This is a genomic window from Pyramidobacter sp. YE332 (assembly GCF_033060595.1).
In the GTDB taxonomy this organism is placed as follows: Bacteria; Synergistota; Synergistia; order Synergistales; family Dethiosulfovibrionaceae; genus Pyramidobacter.
Window position 1 is genome coordinate 1080022 of the sequence record NZ_CP133038.1, and the last position, 16016, is coordinate 1096037.

At 57.5% G+C, this 16016-nt stretch carries 16 protein-coding genes; 5 read left to right on the top strand and 11 right to left on the bottom strand.

Annotation, left to right across the window (positions count from 1 at the left end):
• The first annotated feature begins 32 nt into the window (after positions 1–32).
• From RAH42_RS05040 to RAH42_RS05060, 5 genes are all read left to right on the top strand, one after another.
• Positions 33–1037, top strand: a complete 1005-nt coding sequence (locus tag RAH42_RS05040; RefSeq protein WP_317540092.1) for a glycosyltransferase family 2 protein — start codon at positions 33–35, stop codon at positions 1035–1037.
• Complete coding sequence (locus RAH42_RS05045; RefSeq protein ID WP_317540093.1) at positions 1030–1440, top strand: GtrA family protein; 411 nt, start codon at positions 1030–1032, stop codon at positions 1438–1440. Before RAH42_RS05040 ends, RAH42_RS05045 begins: the two co-directional genes overlap by 8 nt.
• Before the next feature lie 224 nt (positions 1441–1664).
• A complete protein-coding gene (gene ftsH, locus RAH42_RS05050) occupies positions 1665–3488 on the top strand; it encodes an ATP-dependent zinc metalloprotease FtsH (protein ID WP_317540094.1) in 1824 nt (607 codons plus the stop codon).
• Positions 3489–3856: 368 nt separating this feature from the next.
• Positions 3857–4297, top strand: coding sequence for an Hsp20/alpha crystallin family protein (locus RAH42_RS05055; RefSeq protein WP_317540095.1), 441 nt, complete (start codon positions 3857–3859; stop codon positions 4295–4297).
• A gap of 190 nt (positions 4298–4487) precedes the next feature.
• Entirely contained in the window at positions 4488–5852 is a 1365-nt protein-coding gene (locus RAH42_RS05060) for a solute carrier family 23 protein (protein WP_317540096.1), read from the top strand.
• A 281-nt stretch (positions 5853–6133) separates the two neighbouring features.
• Here RAH42_RS05060 and RAH42_RS05065 read toward each other — a convergent pair whose 3' ends face one another.
• From RAH42_RS05065 to RAH42_RS05115, 11 genes are all read right to left on the bottom strand, one after another.
• The gene (locus tag RAH42_RS05065; RefSeq protein WP_317540097.1) at positions 6134–7210 is read right to left on the bottom strand and encodes an RES family NAD+ phosphorylase; all 1077 of its coding nucleotides are present in this window, start codon (positions 7208–7210) and stop codon (positions 6134–6136) included.
• A gap of 5 nt (positions 7211–7215) precedes the next feature.
• Positions 7216–8169, bottom strand: a complete 954-nt coding sequence (locus RAH42_RS05070; protein WP_317540098.1) for a sce7725 family protein — start codon at positions 8167–8169, stop codon at positions 7216–7218.
• 3 nt (positions 8170–8172) lie between these two features.
• Positions 8173–9030 (bottom strand): sce7726 family protein, encoded by an 858-nt coding sequence (locus RAH42_RS05075; RefSeq protein WP_317540099.1) that lies wholly within the window; start codon positions 9028–9030, stop codon positions 8173–8175.
• A gap of 289 nt (positions 9031–9319) precedes the next feature.
• On the bottom strand, positions 9320–10099 hold the full coding sequence (locus RAH42_RS05080) for an ISAs1 family transposase (protein WP_317540100.1): 780 nt from the start codon (positions 10097–10099) through the stop codon (positions 9320–9322).
• Between the two features lie 507 nt (positions 10100–10606).
• Positions 10607–11197, bottom strand: a complete 591-nt coding sequence (locus RAH42_RS05085) for a 3'-5' exonuclease (RefSeq protein ID WP_317540101.1) — start codon at positions 11195–11197, stop codon at positions 10607–10609.
• A 184-nt stretch (positions 11198–11381) separates the two neighbouring features.
• On the bottom strand, positions 11382–12278 hold the full coding sequence (locus tag RAH42_RS05090; RefSeq protein ID WP_317540102.1) for a 4Fe-4S binding protein: 897 nt from the start codon (positions 12276–12278) through the stop codon (positions 11382–11384).
• Positions 12271–12408 carry a CD1871A family CXXC motif-containing protein gene (locus tag RAH42_RS05095; protein ID WP_317540103.1) on the bottom strand — a complete coding sequence of 46 codons (138 nt, stop codon included), beginning with the start codon at positions 12406–12408 and terminating at the stop codon, positions 12271–12273. Before RAH42_RS05095 ends, RAH42_RS05090 begins: the two co-directional genes overlap by 8 nt.
• The gene (locus RAH42_RS05100; RefSeq protein WP_317540104.1) at positions 12408–12923 is read right to left on the bottom strand and encodes a TlpA disulfide reductase family protein; all 516 of its coding nucleotides are present in this window, start codon (positions 12921–12923) and stop codon (positions 12408–12410) included. The genes RAH42_RS05095 and RAH42_RS05100 overlap by 1 nt, the downstream gene beginning before the upstream one ends.
• Complete coding sequence (locus RAH42_RS05105; protein WP_317540105.1) at positions 12920–13741, bottom strand: TIGR02757 family protein; 822 nt, start codon at positions 13739–13741, stop codon at positions 12920–12922. The genes RAH42_RS05100 and RAH42_RS05105 overlap by 4 nt, the downstream gene beginning before the upstream one ends.
• A gap of 136 nt (positions 13742–13877) precedes the next feature.
• On the bottom strand, positions 13878–14204 hold the full coding sequence (locus tag RAH42_RS05110) for a hypothetical protein (RefSeq protein WP_317540106.1): 327 nt from the start codon (positions 14202–14204) through the stop codon (positions 13878–13880).
• 20 nt (positions 14205–14224) lie between these two features.
• Complete coding sequence (locus RAH42_RS05115; RefSeq protein WP_317540107.1) at positions 14225–15856, bottom strand: phospho-sugar mutase; 1632 nt, start codon at positions 15854–15856, stop codon at positions 14225–14227.
• Positions 15857–16016: the final 160 nt, after the last annotated feature.

Below are 16016 nucleotides of genomic sequence, written 5' to 3' on the forward strand. Positions count from 1 at the left end.
GACGGCGGCACGGTGCGAAAGGAGCGATAGGCATGACCGAGAAGAGACAGGGAAAACGGCCGCTGTTTTCCATCGCGGTGCCGTTTTACAACGAGCAGGAGAACTTGCGGGCGTTGTACGAGCGCCTCTGCCGCGTCGTCGTTGGCGTGGAAAACTGCGACTTCGAGCTGCTTTTTGTGGACGACGGCAGCGCCGACGCCTCGCTGGACGTCGTGCGCTCCCTGGCGGCGCAGGACGCCCGCGTGCGCTACCTGAGCTTCTCGCGCAACTTCGGCAAGGAGATCGCCCTGTCGGCAGCCATCGATCATGCGCGCGGCGACGGCGCCATCTTCATGGACGCCGACCTGCAGCATCCGCCGGAGCTGATCCCGAAGCTGATTGAGGGTTGGTTCGAGGGCTACGACGACGTGTATGCGCAGCGCCGCACGCGCGGCGGCGAGTCGGCTTTCAAAAAGCTGACGGCGAAACTGTACTATCACGTGCTGGCGCGCTCGACGCGCATCCCCATCCAGATGGACGCCGGCGATTTCCGCCTGCTCAGCGCCCGGGCGCTGGCGGTGCTGCGGCGAATGCCCGAACACCAGCGCAACATGAAAAGCCTGTACAGCTGGATCGGCTTCAAAAAGAAAGCCGTGCCCGTCGACCAGGAACCGCGCCTGCACGGCGCAAGCAAGTTCGGTTTCTTCCGCCTGCTCAACCTGGCCCTGGACGGCATCACCTCGTTCACGACGGCGCCGCTGCGTCTGGCCACGATTCTCGGCGCGCTCAGCGCCGCCGTGGCGCTGCTTTCGTTCTGCTGGTTCCTGATCCGCACGGCGGTGTGGGGCAATCCCGTGCCCGGCTACCCCTCGCTGTTCTGCGGCATCCTCTTCTTCGGCGGCGTGCAGCTGCTGGGACTGGGCGTCATCGGCGAGTATCTCGGCCGCGTCTTCATGGAGACCAAAGGGCGCCCGCTCTACGTCGTGGCCGAAAGCAACGTGACTGACGAGACGCCGGACGAAACGTTCCCGAATCGCGAGGAGGCACGGCATGACTGAGACGGAACGGGAACGGTTCCGGGAAGTCGCCGGCTACCTGTTCTTCGGCGTGCTGACGACGATCGTCAACTACGTCAGCTACTACGCGCTGACGCGCGGGCTGGGAATGGGCGTGACGGCGGCGACGGTCTGGGCCTGGGGGCTGGCGGTGCTGTTCGCGTTCGTGACCAACAAGCTCTGGGTCTTTCGCAGCCGCACGCGCGGCCTGGCGGCGCTGGGGCGCGAGCTGTCGGCCTTCGTGGCGGCGCGCCTTTTTTCCGGCCTGCTCGACGTGGGCATGATGTGGCTGTTTGCCGAGAAGCTGGGCTGGCCGGACATGTGGGTGAAAATCGGCGGCAACGTGTTCGTCACGGCGCTCAACTACGTTTTCAGCAAACGCTGGATTTTCCGCAGGCGGGGGTGACGGAAAGCTGATGCTGTTTCTTGATTGAGAAGCATGGACAGAGCTCGCTGGGCGCTGCGAGGAAGTCCAGATATTCAGGCCGGTCTCGGCCGCTGGGCGGGCTGCGCTGCTCGCTTTTGCAGAGGGCGGCAGCCGATAAAGATCGGTGATTTCATCACTGACGCGGTCGTTTTTGCGAGTATAATGAAAAGCAATCAACATTTTCACATAAAGGGGGAAACGCTGTGGACGAAATCAAAAATCCCAGAAAGCCGCTGCTTTATTATTACGCGATCGCCATGCTCGTGCTGATGCTGTTCAACCTGCTGGCCAAGCCGTGGCTGATGCGCGCGCAGATCGACGAGGTGGACTACGGCACGTTCATCAGGATGACCGAAGAGAAAAAGATCGGCAAGGTCAACATCGAGGAGAACCAGATCCTCTTCACCGACACCGAGGGCAAAAAAGTCTACCGCACGGGGCCGATGGACGACCCCGGGCGCACGGAGCGCCTTTATCAGTCGGGCGCCAAGTTCTCCAGCGAGATCGTCGAACAGGCGTCGCCGATCGTCAGCATGCTGCTGTCGTGGGTGGTGCCGCTGCTGCTCTTCTGGGGGCTGGGCCAGTACATGCAGAAGAAGCTCATGAACCGCATGGGCGGCGACTCGATGATGTTCGGCATGGGCAAGAGCAAGGCCCGCGTTTACGTCAAGTCCACCGAGGGCATCAAGTTCTCCGACGTGGCCGGCGAGGACGAAGCCAAGGAGAACCTGGCGGAGATCGTCGAGTACCTGCACAATCCCGGGCGCTACCGCGACATCGGCGCGAAGATGCCCAAGGGCATCCTGCTCGTCGGCCCGCCCGGCACCGGCAAGACCATGCTGGCCAAGGCCGTCGCCGGCGAGTCGAACGTGCCGTTCTTCTCCATGTCCGGCTCCGAGTTCGTGGAGATGTTCGTGGGCATGGGCGCCTCGAAAGTGCGCGACCTGTTCAAGCAGGCCAAGGAAAAAGCGCCCTGCATCGTCTTCATCGACGAGATCGACGCCATCGGCACGAAGCGCAGCGGCAACGTGATGGGCAACGACGAGCGCGAGCAGACGCTCAACCAGCTGCTCACCGAGATGGACGGCTTCGAGGACAATACCGGCGTGATCATCCTCGCCGCCACAAACCGCCCCGAGTCGCTCGACCCCGCGCTGACGCGCCCCGGCCGCTTCGACCGGCGCGTGCCCGTGGAGCTGCCCGACCTGAAAGGGCGCGAGGACATCCTCAAGGTGCACGCCAAAAAGATCAAGCTCGAGCCCCACGTCGATTTCAACAAGGTGGCGCGCATGGCATCCGGAGCTTCCGGCGCCGAGCTGGCCAACATCGTCAACGAGGCGGCGCTGCGCGCCGTGCGCGACAACCGCGGACAGGCCACGCAGGCGGACCTCGAAGAGAGCATCGAAGTAGTGATCGCCGGCTATCAGAAGAAGAACGCCATCCTCACCGACAAGGAAAAGATGATCGTCGCCTACCACGAGATCGGCCACGCCCTCGTCGCCGCCATGCAGAGCCACTCCGCGCCCGTGCAGAAGATCACGATCATCCCGCGTACGTCGGGGGCCCTCGGCTACACCATGCAGGTGGAGGAGGGCAATCATTACCTGATGAGCAAGGAAGAGCTGGAAAACAAGATCGCCACGCTCACCGGCGGCCGCGCCGCCGAAGAAGTCGTCTTCGGTTCCGTGACCACGGGCGCGTCAAACGATATCGAGCAGGCCACCAGGCTGGCCCGCGCCATGATCACGCGTTACGGCATGAGCGACGATTTCGGCATGGTGGCGCTGGAAACGGTGACCAACCAGTATCTGGGCGGCGACGCCTCGCTGGCCTGCGCGCCGGAAACGCAGTCGCTGATCGACAAAAAGGTCGTGGCGCTCGTCAGAGAACAGCACGAAAAAGCCCGCAGGATCCTCACCGACAACCGACGCACGCTCGACGATTTGGCCAAAGTCCTTTACGAACGCGAAACCATCACCGGCGAGGAATTCATGGAGATCCTCAACGCCGTGCCCGCGCAGTCCTAACTGAAGAAGACGTGCGCAAAAAATTCCCGGAAGGCTGTGCGCCTTTCGGGAATTTTTTGCGCGCACCGCGCGGGAAAATCTTTCGCGCAGCGCGTCTCGTCCGAAAAAATCGGCAAAAAGTTTTTTGAATCAAGGCTGAGTTTGACCTTTCATGACCTGTCTTAAGCCTATCAAAATGAGTCGTATCAATCATTTATATCAATTTAAAATGAATTAGCACTCGATGCTTGACAGTGCTAACAAGAGTGCTATAATACACTCAGAACGAAGGAGGAACGATGAAGCGAGAGACCTCCGGACGTTCCCGCATCGTTAATATAGAAGGCGGATCCCGCACGGGGCCGCCCGATCTCGAGGAGGAAATAAAGATGATGGTACCGAGCATTTGGAACGACAATCTGTTTGACGAACTGGAAAACGTGTTCAGCGACGGTTTCTTCCGCCGCAGCCCGCTGTACGGGCGCCGGGAGCGGAACATGATGAAGACCGACGTGCGCGAGACGGAGAGCAATTATGAAGTCGACGTCGACCTGCCTGGCTTCAAAAAGGAAAACGTCAATGTCCAGCTGCAGAACGGCTATCTGACGATCAGCGCCGTCAGGCAGCACTCCAAGGAAGAGAAGGACGCCAAGGGTGCCTTCATCCGTCAGGAACGCTACGAGGGCAGCTGTTCGCGCAGCTTCTACGTAGGGGACGGCATCAAGAAGGAAGACATCAGCGCCAAGCTGGAAGACGGCATCCTGCGCTTGACCTTCCCGAAGAAGAGCGAAAAGGAACTCGAACAGAGCAAGCTGATCGAAATCGAATAGGCGTCTGCAGGCAGGCCGCCGGGAGCGAATCCCGGCGGCCTGCCGCGTTTTTTGGAAAGGGGCGCTCTCGAAGCGGCGTTTTATGTGAACGCCGCTTCGAATGGTTGGTTATGAATGATGTGCAACCGGTTTTACATTTTCTGTGCTATAATTCCGGCAGGATCAAAATTCACCCGGAGGTGTTTGTGTGATGGCTCGGAAAGAACTGGTATATGGAGTGGACGACGTTCCGTCATTGCCGATTTTGCTGCTGGCGGGCGCGCAGCACGTGCTCACGCTGTTCGGAGCGACGACGCTGGTGCCGCTGATTTTCGGCCCGGCGATGGGGATGACGCCGGCGCAGATCGGATTTTTCATTTCCTGCGTGTATTTCGCCATGGGAGTGTGCACGCTGATCCAGACCAGCCCGTTCGGTTCCGGGCTGCCGATCGTGCAGGGCTCGAGCTTCAGCTTCATCCCGCCGATCATGACGATCGTCGGCATCTATTCGGCGCAGGGCACGAACGTGATCCTGCAGTACATCGGCGGGGCGCTGATCTCGGGGGGCGTGTGCCTGGTGCTGCTGGGGCAGTTCGGGCTGATCGGACGGATCCGCCGCTTCGTCGGCCCGATCACGGTGGGCACGACGATCATGGCGATCGGCTTCTCGCTGGCTGGAACGGCCATCAGCGGCAACGCGGCCGGGTACTGGCCGGCCTCGCTGGCAGTGGTGGCGCTGATCTTCCTGTTCGGTCTGAAAGTCAAGGGGCGTTACGTCAACATCTTCTCGGTCCTTCTGAGCGTGGTCATCGTCTGGGGAGCGTGCTTCGCGCTGAGCAGTTCCGGCGTGTTCCAGCCGGGGCACCCCGTTTATATCGGTCTCGAGAACGTGAACGCGGCCAAGTGGTTCCAGTTCACGGGCTTTATGCCCTGGGGCATGCCGAAGTTCAGTCTGGTGGCGTTCGGCGCGATCTTGGCGGGCTTCTTTTCCGTCATCCTCGAGAGCATCGGCGACTATTTCAATGTCTGCAACGCGGCGGGACTGCCCGATCCGACGGAACAGCAGATCAGCCGGGGCATCCGCGCCGAGGGGCTGGGCTGCATCTTCGGCGGCCTGACGGGGGCGGTGGCCTGCACGAGCTACACCGAGAACATCGGCCTGATCGGCCTGACGGGCGTGGCTTCGCGCTGGGTGGTGCGCGTCGGTGCGATCCTGTTGATCGGCATGAGCATGGTCGGCAAGTTCGGCGCGCTGGTGGCCACGCTGCCTGCGCCGATCATCGGCGGCTGTTACATCGCCCTGTTCGGCACCATCGGCGCGCTGGGCATCCAGGCGCTGACCCGCGCCGACATGCAGAAGCAGCGCAACGTGATGATCGTCGGCTTTTCCTTCCTGATGGCGCTGGGGCTGCCGGGCTGGGTGGAGGCGCAGAAGGAACTGTTCTTCGGCTGGGGCATTCCCGGCCAGATCCTCTGGGCGGTCGGCAAGACGTCGATGGCGGTGGCGGGCGTTTCGGCCTGTCTGCTGGACAATCTGATCCCCGGCACGCGCGAGGAGCGCGGCTTCAGGGACTGATCGCGATTTGAGAAGTTCTCGTTGAAAATGCCGCACTGGAACCGTGCGGCAAAAAACATGCAGCGAATCCATGCGTTATTCACGCGGGGCGCTGTCAAAAGGCAAAAGTCTGAATCATTCAACAAAAAACGGTACCGGTACGGCGTAAAACGCAGCGCGAAACGGCAAAAGCTTTTTCGTGCCGCGTTTTTGTTCAAAGAAAACCCCCGGCTGTGCCGGGGGTTTTCTTTGAACAAAAATAGCGACCATTGTTTTGATGGTCGCTATTATAAGCAAAAAAACTATAGTTTTGTATAGGAATAGGAAATTGATTTTACGTCGTACACACTTGTGTCAGTGCATTTGAAAAGAGAAGGGTTGAAAACTGCTAAATTAGCGCCATTTTTACACATCGTGCTTATGTATTCGATTCCATTATATCCTCTGCTGCGTATATAATCACTAATATACTGTGTCGGCAAATAATCGAGAGCGTTATCATTTCGCAGGGGTTTTGCAATTTCTTGTGAAATCATTTTAAGATGCTCAATGTTCATGGCATACTGCATAAAGTCAAATCCATAATCAATGCCAATAAACGGACTAATATGGTCAATACCTGCGAGGTTGATGACCTCAATGTCCTTTTGAAGTTTGAAACGACCAACTGTGACAAAGTCATATACACCTGCCCGGATTTCGTACAAGGTCGTTTCTGTTGAGTCAGAAAGATAAAGGATACTGATACCCATTGGATTTACACGTCCGCCTTTTGCCTTGTTATCTGGAGGGGCCCCCATTTCTGTTTTCATAAATCCTTTTTCGTCAGGGCATATTCGTGAGCGATACATTACTTCGCCTTTATGATGGAATTTTACAGCGCATCTCAGAAATATAAACAGCTTGTCCGTATTGATATAGTCGCCGTGAAAACGGTTCTTGCGCTTAATTCCCTCGACGAAGTCACCCCAGCAATTATTCTTTAGAATTGAGTTTTCCTCTAAATAATCAAGATCCTGACACTGCTTAATAGCAACAGGGCTATCAAATAATTCTGGCTGATCTTTATATCTTTTGGCGCAAATTGTGGTGATAAGCCGATATGCTCCATCAGGTTTTAAATTAAAAATTTGGCAGTTATTGCAAAGAATGTTCTTTATAAGATCTGTCTTCTCACGTGGAAAATCGGCAGATAAATCTGATACTGGGGTATAAATATCTAACAATCCATCAAAGAGCTCTGCTATAATGGAATCTTTTCCAATTTCATATACATGGGTATTATGACTCCCGCAGAAATCGCAATCGCCAGTTGTTTTGTTCCCATCTATAATTGCTTTGATTTCTGTGTCAGCAAAACAATTACTGCAACAGAACATACGCATTACCTCTCGCTAAGATATTTACCCATCAACTCCAGGTGGTGCATCAGCGAGAGTTTTTTTACTGTCCCGAGTCCTGGATAAGACTGTTGCTCGTGATGCTGTAAAAAAGTTTGGAGACCTGAGGTCATCTCAACAGGGTGCGGATCAGCATTGTACCACGCAGCTAGCTTTGATACTGCTTCGTAGAACTTCAAAGCAGGGTTTGTGATATCCTCGTTGGAATCCGAGACAAAATGCCTAACACGTAAAGTTTTGTCAGATGCAAAATACACTATATGAATAGCTACCGCATAGGGCGCAAATCCAGCTTCAAGGTACTCATTGCCAACTACTGAATAGTCAGAAAAACCGATAAAACCATCTTCTTTATAGAATAAATGGTCGTCAGAAAAGAATTCATCTTCGCTTTCTTGATAATCTGCGTTTCTACCTTGCCTTTCGAACTTGTCGTCAAGTAAAACTTTATGATGACGTACTTTACGCCTGAATACACTCTCATCCGGCATCAACACATAGCGGGGGACCTCTATTTCGAATGTGCTCTCGTATAGTTCTAAATAATCTCGATCAGTATTAATAACAAGCAAATCCGATTTATTAATGTTTTGTTCATCCCAAAACTCAAGCAAAACTTTTGCATTTTCCTGCATTATGAGTGACTTAATTATAGTTGAATTCTCATATTGCTCTGAAAAACGCTGCTTATACGCAGCTTCTTTGGATTGTTTCTGAACATCTTGCCAATCAGACATAAAAGTACCCACTGCGGGATTTCGTATAATCGAAATGGGATGTCCGATCTTAATAAACTCCGCCATCACATTTACAAGGGTAGGGGAGAGTTTTACAGGTTCAACAATGGGAGTAACGGAATCACCCAAGAGATCATTTGTCGCTAGCTCGCGTAGTGCAAGCAACTCGTATTGCCGGCCTCGAACATACGGGAAATACATAGATTATCCTCCATATTTCTGATTTAAAAAGCCATTGATGGCTTGCCAGTCAGATGTCGATGGACTGGCAAAGTATATTAGGGATTTTAACTCGTATGGTATCTTCTTAAATTCATTAACTCTAATTCTGTTGCGCTTCTTAAGCTGCTTAAGAGCCATCCTATAGGCGCGTACAATTGGAATCTGCGAGAACTGCTTTAGGCATTCGCCATAATAGAACACCTGCGAAGCAACGGGGAGTTTGCCAAAATATTGTAACAATATGTTTTCATACTCGCGTTTGTGCAGTATCTTGAAAATGGCTGTATGATCAAGTTGTGAGTTATTTTCTTCTGGTTCTTTCCGCAATTTTGTGCTGATTGTGTTCTGGGGAGTAAGTACATAAATACCTACCTGTGTACCTTGGAGAATATTCACTGCACGTTCATATTGGCTTTCTGACGTGACAACACATACATGATTAAAAGCCTTAAAATAATCTCGCAACTGAGTGTCAAGACGATCAAAGGAGTCAAGATCTGTCTTTATCTCATATACAACTGCTTTGCCGTTAATTAAAATAAAATCAGCTTTCGATTTGCAAATTGGAACTTGTGTCAATGCTGTTGTAGTATTTACGCTGTGCTTCCCAAGCAAAAGTTTGTTGAGTAACGTGTTTTGATAGAAATATTCATTGCGGTAGGCTTTTGACATGAACTTATATATTTCACTTATCAAGGCTCCGTTGTCTTTGTCCCTGGGGGCACTTACAAAACGTTGAATTACGGCTCCATAAGTGGTATCGTTAAAATTAGAATTAACCATGCTAAAGAGAAAATTTTGAGTAAAGAACCGATTTAAGATTAGATTATTTTCTGTCAAATCATGCCCCTCCCTTCGATTTAGTTACAACTACATTTTATTGTATCATATCAGTCAAGCTCTTGGGTTTCTGGTTATATTGGGGCCCAGAGCAATCGTTTACGAAACAAGCAAGCCCGTAGGCACGAGCCCCAAGACCTGCAGAGCCGTGGGGATGCCAAGCCCGCAGAGCTTTCGTTTGCTCCTCATCCCGCATTTGCACGTACTGCAGGTCTTCAGCATCTGTAAGGCGAGTTTCCGCAGAATATTCATCACTTCGGCCGCGTTCTTCGCTCTCGCTCGGCAGTCTTCAAGGTCTTCGAACTAGCTCAGGTCGTTGGAGAGGTAACATTCTCTTCTCTCGATGCGGCCATGATCCTTCTCCAGGGTGCTGGCATACTGTCCTTTGGCTTTGAGTTCTCTTGTGCTTGTGTCCTGAGCTTCGCTGCGCAGGTGCCAGATGATGTCGTCGTGCAGTTTCTTCTGATTTGCCTTTGACGGCGAGGACGTAATCTCCGCCCTTTTCGATGATCTTGGCGGCGATGTCCTTCTGCGTCCCCATGGCGTCGATGGTGACGACGGTGTCTTTGACCTGAAAGAGATCCAGCAGTTCGGGGATGGCCGTGATCTCGTTGCTCTTCTCGTCGGTCTTGATCTGACCGAGGACCAGCTGCGCCCGACTGGCAAAAGCGGTGAGCACGTGACTGGCTTTCTGTTCGGAACTGCCGCTGCGGCATATGGTCTTGCCGTCGATGGCGACGGTCATGCCTCTTGACTCCGCCAGCTTGCCCAGGTGGACGCACAGCTCGCTCATCCAGGCGTTGAAGCGTTCGGACAACACGCGGGGATCGAGGCGGCTCAACACCTTGCCAAAGGTATCGTGAGAAGGGGTGCCGTGGCGGAAGTCGCAGAACGGTTCCAGATATTTCCTTTGATGATTGGCAAACATGGCCATTTCCGTGGAGGTATCCGTGTTGCAGATCACGGCCAGCACGCTGACCAGAAGGATATCCTGGAGCCGATAGTGGATCGCGTTGCCTGTGCGGAAGTCTTCGATTTCTGCCAGCAGTTCCAGAAATGTCTGGTTCATTCTCGTGCCTCCTGTCGAGGTTCTTGATGTTACTTTTATTCTACCGCAGGGAAGGCTGCTTGAGATTAAGAGAGACGTGCTCTTCTGGGAGACGTTCTTTCCTCACGGGCTTGCAGACGCTTTTCACGAGTCCTTTTTCGTAAGCGATTGTCCTGGTATGGGGGATGCTCGTGGTGTCGGACGGGGAATAGTTTCGTGAAGAAGAAAAGAGACATAATAACACAATATGAAATGTCCTGTTTTTCAAAGGCTTTTAGGCACAAGCCATAAAGGTTTGTGCAGGGATAGGGGCGTTTTTTTGCAGTTTCAAGTCCCTTGAATCAGCCAGAGAGATATGCTCCTCGGGGCAATCCTCTTCCTTTGTCATGCCGTAAATTTTAGGTGTCGAAGCGTTTTCACACATATTATACGTGCTATTTGCTCCGACCTTTGTGGCTTTATAATAAATGTTAGTGGGAGGCAAACGATAATCGCTTGCCTCCCACTAACATTTATTATAAAGCCTTTTTACCTTGCGAGCAGGCGGGCGGACGAGGCGTACTCGCGCGCGAACGCGGCGAAATCCATGTCGAGCCCGCGGATCTTGCGCAGGATGCGCGCGAAGAGCTGAGCGCAGTAGCGGCAGTCGGTCAGCGCGCGGTGATGGCCGCCGGCGTCGAAGTCGAAGAAGCGGCTCAGGTTTTCCAGGCTGTAGCTGTTCAGTCCGGGAAAGGCCTGGCGGCTCAGCCTGAGCGTGTCGAAGACGGCGGGGCTGCTCCACTGGAGCCGCTGCCGCCGCACGACGGGGTTGAGAAAGCTCATGTCGAACGGTGCGTTGTGCAGCACCAGCGGCGACGGTCCCACGAAGCTCACGAGCGCGGCGACGGCGTCGGCGGCGCGGGGCTGACCGCGGACCATGGCGTCGTCGATGCCGTGGATGGCGGAGACGTCGCGCGGGATGGGGCGCCCGGGATCGACCAGCATTTGAAAAGGCCGCTGCGAGCCATCGGGAAAGATTTTCAGAGCGGCGATCTCGACGATGCCGCACAAGGCGGGACTCAATCCGGTGGTTTCGATGTCGAGGGCGGTGAAGCCCGTTTCGGCGATGGAGAGAGGCATGAGACGCCTCCTTTCTGTTTGCTGCTTGGGCGGCCCGAGAAGAGCCGTCCGACGTGAAAAAGTCTAGTGCAAAAGCGCGCGCTCTGTCAAGGGGCTGCGGCGCGGTTTAAAAAAGCGAAGGTTCCGGGCGGAAAATCCATTTCCCCGGAACCTTCGCCTTTTTGAGGATTTGTGCCGCCGGTTTTCAGGGACGTTCCGGCGACGGTTTGCGCCGCGCTTTCAGGCTTTGTTTGAGCGGCGGCGTCAGCGCGGCGACAGGGCAGACGTCCACGCACCGGCCGCAGCGGATGCATTCGCCGCCGTTGGTGCCCTGCGGCAGCCTCAGCGTCATCGGGCAGGACGCGGCGCAGCGCCCGCAGGCGACGCATTTTTTTTCGTCGAAGTCGTAACGGAGCAGGGCGATGCGGTTGAAGAAGCCGTAAAAGGCCCCCAGGGGGCACAGATATTTGCAGAAAGGGCGAAACGACTTCACCGACAGGACGATCAGCGCGGTCAGCAGCGCGCTCTTCCACGTGAACAGCCATCCGGCCGCGCCGCGCAGACTTTCGTTCAGGCTCAGCAGCGTCCAGCCGCCCATCAGCGTGCCCGAAGGACAAATGTACTTGCAGAACCATGGAGAGCTGACGCCGGTTAGATCGTCGCGCACGAACAGCGGCAGGATGATGACGAACAGCGCCAGCACGGCGTATTTCAGCCGCCTCAGGGCGCGGTCGCCGGGCAGATCGAGCCGCTTGCGCCCGAGCGGGATCTTGTACAGCAGGTCCTGGACCAGCCCGAACGGGCAGAGCCAGCCGCAAACGAAGCGTCCCAGCAGCGCGCCGAACGCGAACAGAAAACCCGTGACGTACAGCGGCAGCTGCGGCTCGAAGCCCGTCAGCATGGCCTGGAAGGAGCCGACCGGGCAGGCCCCCAGCGCGCCGGGGCAGGAATAGCAGTTTAGCCCGGGGACGCAGACGTTTTTCAGCGTGCCCGTGTAAATTTTGCCCTTCAGGAAGCCCGCCAGGTAGCCGTTGGTTACGGCCGTCCACAGCACCTGAACGGTCTGACGCAGCCGACCGCTCTTTTTCCGGGCGCTAGCCAATGCCCACGCACTCCAGACAGATCTTGGCGGCCTTCTGGAACACGGCGAAGTTCTCGCCGCCCCACAACCCGGCGGCGATCAGGGCAGCGCCGGCGAGCAGACACATCCAGCCCGCGCCGTATCTTTTCATTATTTGGCCTTCGCCAGCATTTCGCGGATGATCTCCCGCCACTGCGCGGCGCTCCGCGCGCCCGTCGCCTCGCCGACGATCTCGCCGCGTCCGTTCACGAAGAACGTCTGCGGGATGGCGCTGAAGTCGCCGAGATGCCGCGCCAGACCGTCGTCAAGCAGCAGGTGGAGGTAATCGGCGCCGGTGCGCTCCACCAGCGTCTTCGCCTTGACGATCTGTTTCTCGCTGCGGCGGCCGGCCGGATCGAACCAGTCGTAGAGCAGTCCGACGATTTGCACGCCTTCGGGGGCCATTTCCTTCGCCAGCCGGCCGAGATCGGGCATCTCGTGCAGGCAGGGCGGACAGAACGTGCCCCAGACGTTGAACATCGTCAGCGGCGCCTGCCGGAAGAGCGCCTCGTCGTGCGCCGCGCCTTCCAGATCCTCGGCCTTGAACGCGCCGATCTTTTTCGCCGCGAAAGCGGACGAAGCCATCATCGCCAGAACCGTTGCGACAAGCAAAAACTTTTTCATCATTCCGTTTCAATCCTTCCTGTTGTAGAGCGCGCCCGGCATTCCGCCAGCAACGCTTCCTGTTCCATGTCGGCACGGATGCCGAACCTCGTCAGGACAAAATCGTAGCGCACCGGGTCGCGCGGCGACAGACGCGCGAAAGCCCGCGTGACTTCCTGCGCCGTTTTCAGATCGGCCGCCCTGCGCTTCGTGAAGCGCAGCGAGCGGCACACCGCGTACATGTGCGTGTCAAGCGGCACGATCAGCTCGGCGGGGTCGAGCCCGTCCCAACCGCCGGGGTCCACTTCGTCGCGGCGGACGAGCCAGCGCAGCATCAGAAAATGCCGCTTGCAGGCGCTGCCGCGCTGCGGACGGCACAGCAGGCTGCTCGGACGGCCGTTTTCCAGCGCCGCGATCAGGAAATCGAGCGCGCCCGCAAGCGAGCCGCATTCCCGGCGGGCCGCGAGCATACAGGCACCGAGACTGCCCCAGCGGGAAACGACGCGCCTGACGCCGCCCAGCAGCGCCGCGACGTCGGCCCCGTCGGTGAAGCGGTGCCGGAACGCCGCGAAGACGCCGCGCCAGTGTTCTTCGCCGTACCGTTCTACGGCCGTCCGCGGCGAGGCCCCGATCGCGCCGAGCACGACGCCGACGCTTTTGAGGATCGTCGCCACGCGCCCGTAGGCCAGCGACGAGGCGACGAGCGCGGCGATCTCGCGGTCTTCGGGCGCTTCGTAGCGGTAGAGGAACTGCAGCGGGTCGGGCGAGACGAGTTCACGCCGGTTGCAGCGTTCGTACAATTCCTCAAGATAGAGCCCAAGCGACTTTTGCCGCGGCGTCATGACGTCGTCACCTCGAATTCCCGAGCTATTATATCATAATTCCGCCGGCCGAAAAACGTGCGGCGTCGTCGCTGTTCTGAGTATATGGGAAACGCGGTTCCCATTCCGTGACAAAGTTACGGAAGAAAATCCGCCGTCAGTCGAACAGATAGCGGCCGCACTTGAGGCAATGCTTCTTGCGGTCGCCGAAGGCGCAGTTCTGGCACAGCACGGCGGGGGCGCCGCGGCCGAACGTGTAGGCGCCGCATTTGACGCAGTACCGCCAGCGGTCGCCGAAGCCGCAGTTCTCGCACAGCCGCGCCGGGACGCCCTTGTCGAACGTGTAGGCCCCGCATTTGACGCAGTACCTGCGCCGGTCGCCGAAAGCGCAGTTGGAGCAGAGCTGGGCGATATAGCTGCGGGCCTGAGCGGCGGACGCCGCCAGCGCGAGCAGAAGGAGACACGTCACGATTTTTTTGCGCATGATCCGATCCTTCCTTTCCCTTACAGTCCGAGGACGCCGCCGACTTCGGCGCGGCGGGCGTCGAGCTTGGCGCGCGCGCTCGTCTCGTCCGCGTCTTTGATGGAATAGTAGATTTTGATCTTCGGCTCGGTGCCGGAAGGGCGCACGGCGAACCACGAGCCGTCGGCGCAGAGGAACTTCATCACGTTTTCGCGCGGCAGGCCGTCCAGCCCCTGCGCGTAGTCAAGCGTCTGCGAAACGCCTTCGAAGCGCGCGCCGCCGCGCAGGCGTGCCATCATCGCGGCGATGCGCTCGGCGCCGTCCTTGCCCTTGAGCGTGTGCGACTCCTGGGCGTCGAGGTAATAGCCGAAGCGCGCGTACAGCCCGTCCAGCTCGTCGATCAGCGTGCGCCCCTGCGACTTGGCCGCGGCCGCCATTTCGCAGATCAGCATGGCCGCGACGACGGCGTCCTTGTCCTGCGCGTGCGTGCCGGCCAGGTAGCCGTAGCTTTCCTCGTAGCCGAACAGGAACTCGCGCTCGCCGCTGCGCGCGAACTCGGTGATCTTTTCGCCGATGTACTTGAAGCCCGTCAGCGTGCGCAGCACGGTCACGCCGCGGCTCTGCGCCACGCGGGCCCCCAGTTCGCCGGTGACGATCGTGGTGATCATCGTCGATTTGGGCGTGAGGGCGCGGTGAGAGAGCACGAAGTCGGCCAGCAGCGCGCCGATCTGGTTGCCCGAAAGCAGCCGGAATTCGCCGCCCGCGGCGACGGCGCAGCCGATGCGGTCGCTGTCCGGATCGGTGCCGATGACGACGTCGGCGCCGACGCGGCGGGCCAGCTCGATGCCCAGCGAAAGCGTGCTGCGCTCCTCGGGATTGGGCGCCGTGACGGTGGGAAAATCGCCGTCGGGCAGTTCCTGTTCGGCGACGACCTGCACGTCGGCGAAGCCGCAGCGCTTCAGGATGGCGCGCACCGGAAGGTTGCCCGAGCCGTGCAGCGGCGTGTAGACCACTTTCAGCACGCCCGCGTCCCGCTGCGGCACCGACTGGCACTGGACGGCGTCGAGAAAGGCCTCGACGGTCTCCTGACCGATCCAGGCGATCAGCTTTTCGTCGCCGGGAGGGATCTGCGCCAGGTCGGCGGCCTCCACGTATTTCGTCAGTTTGGCGGCGGGGGCGGGGCAGAGCTGGCAGCCGTGCTCGTCGTAAACTTTGTAGCCGTTGTATTCTTTGGGGTTGTGGCTGGCGGTGATGACCACGCCGGCCGCGGCCTTGTGGTGCTTGACGGCGAACGACAGCGCGGGCACCGGTTCGAGCTGCCGGAAAATCTTCACCGGCACGCCGCAGGCGGAAAGCACGCGCGCCGTTTCCAGCGCGAATTCGGATGAGCGGTTGCGCGAATCGTAGGCGACGACGACGCCGCGCTGCCAGTCCGCGATTTCCGCCTTGAGATAGCGCGCCAGCCCCAGCGTGGCCTTGCCGACGGTGTAGCGGTTGAGGCGGTTCGTGCCCGCGCCCATGACGCCGCGCATGCCGGCGGTGCCGAATTCGAGGTCGCGGTAGAAACGGTCTTCGATCTCCTTCTCGTCGCTCAGCGCCGCCAGTTCGCGCCGCGACGCCTCGTCGAGCCATGAAGCGCCAAGCCATTGTTCGTATCGTTCGCGATAAGTCATGGTCAGTCCTCCGTCGGTTTAAAATTTTGCAGCGGCGGCAGATGTTCCACGTGGAACATCTGCCTTCGCCGCGCCCAAAAGAGATTCGTGGTTCCCACTTGATTTTAATTGAACGACGTCGGCCCTGCAAGATGAGGAAAACCGCAAATTTGAAACGATG